The organism is Chryseobacterium sp., assembly GCF_045629545.1.
Classification (GTDB): domain Bacteria; phylum Bacteroidota; class Bacteroidia; order Flavobacteriales; family Weeksellaceae; genus Chryseobacterium.
The window spans coordinates 22,822-29,102 of sequence record NZ_JAZQRK010000054.1; the positions used below are offsets into that span (position 1 = coordinate 22,822).

Genomic DNA, 6,281 nt, shown 5'->3' on the forward strand with positions numbered 1-6,281 from the left:
TGTACTGTTCAACAAACAAAACTACAGTTCTCTATTGAATATTTTGTATAATAAAAATTTGAATTTAAAGACATCACAATACGCAATTAAAAAAATGTTTTGAAAACTTCTAAGACTCACCACTAAAAGGGATTTCTACCCAATGACATCTTTCCTAAATTTATAAAAATTAAAGTATAGTAACCATTGGAAGAAATCATTAGTGGAGCTTTATTCCAAGATAATAGTTTTGAATTTGAAGATTTCACGGGTCTACAATTGGAAAAATTGCTTTCTTGTGAAGATCTGCATTCACGAGATGTTATCATGGTTTAAATAAAAATGAAAGATAAAGAATGGTACCAATTTTTTCTTAATGTTGGCTACGGTATTTGGCAAAATTATGAAAGTATTGACCCGACTGATGAGGAAAATACAGACCCCGAATACAACTACGTAGATAAATGCTCTGAGTGAAATTTGATAGGAAAAACAATAACTAAAATCTTTTGTGTTTCAGATGATAAAAATTGCAGTATCACAATTGAATTCAATGAAAGTATAAAACTCATTTTGAAAACTCGTGAACCTCAAATTTTTGATTCAGATTGTGAGCTCTTATTCATTCATTTCGTCATTATAATGAAGAAAATGTTAGAACTCAATTATACTTTAGAAGGTCAGGGCTAAGCTATTTTAGACATTTGCAATGGAGCACTGAAAATTGAGATTTGTGTTCCTAATTTTCATAATTCATTAAAAAATTTGGCTGAATCTGCGATTGAATTACATACGAAGAATGAAAAGTATGTCGACTTCTTATAGGAATTTGGTGAACATCAGTTGTTGTTAAAAAAGAATGCGAATAATATAATTGACTATTTCGCAAAATATTATAAAGATTGGACGAGTTGGCATCTAATCAATGAAGAAAATTATGAAATTGTACTTACTGGAACAACAACCTTACCAAAATACATCAATCAGGTATAAAGAACCTTAATGAAAATACACGATGAATTTAATGAAATTGGTTACAAAGAAAATGGGATAAACATGAGTTTCCAATGATTGCGATTGAAAAATTAAAATAGTACACAAAGTTTTGGTTTAACGATATCAATTTCTATATTTTTATTGCTGGTAATCGTGTTATTAGTTGTGAAAGCTTTTAATTCTGAAACCAAAATTTTTGTACTTTAACTCTTAAAAATCAATTATATATGAATGCAATTTTGCGTAACGATTTAGAACTTGTTTCATTTTTATTAAACGAAACAAAAGAAAAAAGTTTAGAATTTCTTGAAAATTTAACTACTATTCCCACATCAGCAAAGGTAAATTCTGCCGAGGAAAAAACGTTAAATGCAATTGGTTTTGGAGGACAAGCGACATTAGAGCTGTTTTATCAAACTTATAAAGAAGTTATCAATAGTTCCACTGGACCTCGTTATTTAGGTTTTGTTACCGGTGGCGCAACACCTGCTTCGATTATGGGAGATTGGCTAACCAGTATTTATGACCAAAATACGCAAGCAACGAGTGGACAAGGAGACTTGTCTGCTAATATTGAAACAGATACCATTAATTTATTACTAGATTTATTCAATTTGCCGAAAGATTTTTTGGGAGGTTTTGTAATAGGAGCTACGATGTCCAATTTTAGCTGCATGGCTGTTGCACGACAATGGGTAGGAAAACTGAACGGATGTGATATTGCTAAAGAAGGAATTACAAAAAAAATTTCTGTTTTAGCTGCAACACCTCATTCTTCTAGTATAAAATCTCTATCCATGTTAGGCTTAGGTAGCCAAAATTTAATTAAAATAAAAACCATTGAGGGCAATAGAGAAGCCATAGATATTAATGATTTGGAAATAAATATTAAGAAATTAAATGGTTCACCTTTTATCCTCATTACAAGTGGAGGAACTGTGAATACGGTAGACTACGACGATTTTAAAGCGATTTCGGAATTAAAAAATAGATACAATTTTTGGTGGCATTTGGATGCGGCTTTTGGTGCTTTTGCAGCGTGCTCGCATCGTTTTCAACATCTTTTAGTTGGTTGGGAGAATGCTGATAGTATTACTATCGACAATCATAAATGGTTGAATGTTCCTTATGAAAATGCATTTTTTCTAATTAAAGAAAAGCATAAAATTTTACAGGTGGAAACATTTCAAAATTCTAATGCACCCTATTTGGGAAATCCTTTAGCTAATTTTAATTACCTAAATTTTCTTCCTGAAAATTCTCGTAGGTTAAAAGCTTTACCTGTCTGGTTTACTTTGAGGGCTTATAGAAAGCAAGGCTACCAAGATATTGTTGAAAACTCTGTGGATTTGGCTCAATATTTTGGTGAATTTATTAAAGATAATAAAAGTTTAGAATTATTAGCTCCCGTTCGTTTAAATACCGTTTGTTTTACTTTGAAGGATGGAAATCCAGATGATGTAAACCAGTTTTTAAGTGAAATAAATGCTACGGGAAAAGTTTTTATGACACCAACTTTCTATAACGGGAAAAACGGAATTCGTGCTGCTTTCGTCAATTGGCGAACCAGTAAAAATGACGTAAACTTGGTGAAAAATGTCATATTAGAAAAACTGAATTTATTGTCCCTTTAAAAGTAAAATTGTGTTTTTTAAAAATTTTAAAGTTTTTTTAGGATTACATAAAAATATAAATGTACAGGGACTGTTATTACAAATGGACTTACTAAATACTATTATCCTGCGTATAAATTGATTACTAATGTCGAAGAATATAAATTATAGAGAAGGTGACCTTATTACCATCCCTTTGACCGATAGCAGAAAAGCGATTTGCAAAATTATTTTTGCTCCCAAAGGTAGGTTGAAACAAGTTATGTGCTGTACCGTAATCGGAATTCAACAAAACCTAAACCTAGGAGCTCTTTCCCTTCAAAATTTTATTTCCATACATTCGAATCCAAGAAATACAAAGAGTTTTTTTACGGGAAATCAAATGGTAAAAAATGGCAATTGGGCGATTGTTGGAAATACGCAACTGAGTGATAATGAAAAGTCTTTGCAGTGGTTTGTATATGCTGGTGAATTGTACCATAAAGAAGATCTAATACGTCATGCAAGTGAAGAAGATTATAAAAATTATGTTCATCTTGAAGTAATGGGATTTGTACTTGTAGATAAAGTATTGACGTCATGTTAGACATCCAACTTTCCTAACCAAACCTTCTGATTCTCTATAATATAATATTTTTCATTATTAAATGTTTCCATACCAAGTATTTTATGTTCTAGAACAGGTTCATAAACATCTAACGCTCTGAAATTTTCAGGTAAAAGCTCTACTTCAGAATTGGCATCTCATGATAACTTGCCAAACCTCTGTATCACTGAATTTTTGGACGATAATTCAAATGATTTGGAGCTATGATTCTTTAAGAAAGTGTTTTCATAAAATTCAATTTTATTGTTGATCGCACAAACAACTTGCGAACGTTGTAACAGATCTTCAAACAGCCAAATTTTAAAATAATAAGGTTTCTTAAGGTTTTGTAATTGTTCATTCCAGTGATTAAATATAGTTGTCAATCCTTCTAATAAGGCTAATTTCAAATGACCATAGATTGGTTTATATCCATTTCCTAATACTAAATTAGACCAAGGCTTCACCCAAAATTTCACATATTCTCTATTCTGTTGTTCGAAAATGTTTAAATCTAAGGTCTTATTAATCGATATTCATTTTTGTATTGCTTTCAGTCCTCTTTTTCCTCCTCTAATTTTTTTTCCCCCAACTTTCATAATTATCTAAATTTTCTATCTACCAAAGTATAGAAATAGTAAGTACTAAAAAATCACCAGTAAAAGGGATTTCTATCCAATGAAATCTTTCCTATTTTTATAAGAATTAAAGTGTAGTAACCAATGTAAGAAAGCATTAGTGGAACTTTATTCAAAAATAATAGTTTTGAATGTATCGATTTCAATAGGTTTAAGATTGAAAAATTAATTTAGTACACAAAGCACAATTAAAGCCTTATCAATGACAAACTTACTGATGCTGATTACATCGTAGTTTACGGTAATCTTTAATAGTTTAAAAAAATGAGTTTAATCAATATTCAAAATGGTGATTTTCACATTACAAAAGAAATCGTAGTAGGTAAAAACCACTACTTATCATGATTTATGTTACTTTGCTTCGAAAAGCAAAACCAGAGATTTACAGAATGGGTACAAATGGATTTATATTTCTAATATCGAAATTGATCATCAACTATTTCACTTTGAATTTTGTTTTTATCGGGAACTTTTAGATAGTATACATTTTAGTTTTTATGGTAAATGTGATGAAAAATTAACTTGGGAGAATTATAATGAAAAAGATGAAATGAAGCGAAAAGATACTTTTGATAAATGGCTGACGAAAACCTTAGGTAAAACTAGAAATTTTGAATGGGGAGCCATTAATGCCTATTTTGATTTGAAAGGAGTAAGCAGTGGCATTTGCATTCGGTATAGATAAAATCCCCATTTTAAGTGATATTTTAACAAGTCAGCCTTCTATAATTTTACATTATGAAAGATTATCAACCACAAATACATCGAATAAAAGAAAAACTGCTTCAAGCTAAAGTCTTGGATAAAGATTTTGAAGTTTTTGGAGCAGATTCACACGAATATATCCTCAATCCTCCAATTGATATGAAAACGGTGGAGAATTTTGAACAAAAGCACAAAGTTTCACTCCCAATCGAGTACAAATTATTTGTAACCCAAATTGGAAATGGCGGAATTTCTTCTAGTAACTCTGGAGCAGGTCCTCATTACGGGATTTTTCCATTTGGCGAAGAGTTTCAAATTCTTTTTTCAGATTGGGATGCACATCAACTTGCAAGCCCTCATCTATTTTATCCCAAAATGAGTGATGAATTTTGGAATGATAAAATAAAAAAGTTAAATGAAAATTTGGATGGTGAAGAAGTCGCTGATGATGAATATGAAAAGCGAGAAGCAGAAATTTTTGGTGGTATATTCATCATCGGAACGCAAGGTTGTACGTATTATCACGGTTTGGTCGTAAATGGTGAATATGCAGGGCGAATTATTAACATTGATTTTGGGCATCAAAAACCTAAATTTTCTTACGAATCTAATTTCTTGGATTGGTACGAACAATGGTTGGATGATATTATTGAAGGTAACTTAACACAAGAAAATCCAGGGGATTTTGGCTATCAAATGGGTGGAAAAGAAGAAGATTTGCTTCAGTTATTTTTAAACGCAACCGATGAAGAAACCAAAGAAGAGGTTTTATATGGCTTGTTATTTAAAAAATCCATTTCCGATGAAACCTTGTTATATCTACATCATCACTATGAAAATGAACACCAAAATATTCAAGTCTTAATATTAAAATTATTAGTGATTCATCATCATCCTTCGGCACACGAGCTTTTAAAAGAAATGTATGATAAAAACTTGTTAGATGCCTTACAAATTACGCATTGGTACATCAAAGAAAATCATCAACCATGGGTTGATTTAACCAGAAAATACATTCCAACAATTCAAGATAAGAATGCTTTTAATTTTGCTACTTACATTTTAGCTAAAGACGAATTTGAAGACTTTAATGTTTTAAAACCATTTATTCATCATCCTGAAAGTAGTTTTAGGAAAACTGTGCTTTACACATTTTCGAAGGCTGCTAATAAAGTGGAATATGAAAATGAATTTTTAATTGGTTTAGAAGCTAATGAACCAAAAGAATTAATACAAGCTTTACAAGCTATCGAAGGTTTTAAAACCAAATTGATACTTAAGAAATCACAAGAATTAGTACTTAAATATCCGTACAAAGAGGTAGCGCCTGATGAAAATGGGATGAGGTATTACAATTCTGATACGGATATTTTGGTTTATATTACAAGTAATTTGGTGCGTGTTTTAAATGAATACGGACTGAATCATCAATCTATCTTAAAAATTGATCCTGAAAATTTTGAAATCGATGGATAATTTTTTTCAAAATAGACTATCCTCAAAAAGTCAATTTGTGGATTGAGTTTCCTTACGAGATTGTAGCTATACATAATAATTTTGACTATTTAGAAGATAAATGGGACGATATTGTTCACGTTATTTTATATTCATTTCATCAGAATCAACTCAACGTTATCAGTCATACAACAGAATTTGATAAACACTTTACCACAATTACTATTCACCTCACTTTTATAGCTCATCCTCCTTTTTTTTATACTGATTTTCTATCACCAGCGATTTTAAATCACGATAACACGCTGA

General features: G+C 30.7%; 7 protein-coding genes and 1 pseudogene. All 8 read left to right on the forward strand.

The window, feature by feature from the left end; translation table 11 throughout:
• The first annotated feature begins 186 nt into the window (after positions 1-186).
• Positions 187-315 (forward strand): hypothetical protein, encoded by a 129-nt coding sequence (locus ACKI42_RS13445; RefSeq protein ID WP_407406089.1) that lies wholly within the window; start codon positions 187-189, stop codon positions 313-315.
• A 6-nt stretch (positions 316-321) separates the two neighbouring features.
• Positions 322-456 (forward strand): hypothetical protein, encoded by a 135-nt coding sequence (locus tag ACKI42_RS13450; RefSeq protein ID WP_407406090.1) that lies wholly within the window; start codon positions 322-324, stop codon positions 454-456.
• 369 nt (positions 457-825) lie between these two features.
• Positions 826-972: a hypothetical protein gene (locus ACKI42_RS13455; RefSeq protein WP_407406091.1), complete on the forward strand. Its 147-nt coding sequence runs from the start codon at positions 826-828 to the stop codon at positions 970-972.
• Between the two features lie 230 nt (positions 973-1,202).
• Positions 1,203-2,609 carry a pyridoxal phosphate-dependent decarboxylase family protein gene (locus ACKI42_RS13460; RefSeq protein ID WP_407406092.1) on the forward strand — a complete coding sequence of 469 codons (1,407 nt, stop codon included), beginning with the start codon at positions 1,203-1,205 and terminating at the stop codon, positions 2,607-2,609.
• Positions 2,610-2,736: 127 nt separating this feature from the next.
• The gene (locus tag ACKI42_RS13465; protein ID WP_407406093.1) at positions 2,737-3,174 is read left to right on the forward strand and encodes an Imm26 family immunity protein; all 438 of its coding nucleotides are present in this window, start codon (positions 2,737-2,739) and stop codon (positions 3,172-3,174) included.
• Positions 3,175-4,362: 1,188 nt separating this feature from the next.
• On the forward strand, positions 4,363-4,497 hold the full coding sequence (locus ACKI42_RS13470; RefSeq protein WP_407406094.1) for a hypothetical protein: 135 nt from the start codon (positions 4,363-4,365) through the stop codon (positions 4,495-4,497).
• A 53-nt stretch (positions 4,498-4,550) separates the two neighbouring features.
• Positions 4,551-5,993: an SMI1/KNR4 family protein gene (locus ACKI42_RS13475; RefSeq protein ID WP_407406095.1), complete on the forward strand. Its 1,443-nt coding sequence runs from the start codon at positions 4,551-4,553 to the stop codon at positions 5,991-5,993.
• 35 nt (positions 5,994-6,028) lie between these two features.
• Positions 6,029-6,281, forward strand: a pseudogene (locus ACKI42_RS13480) (hypothetical protein); the annotation flags it as partial.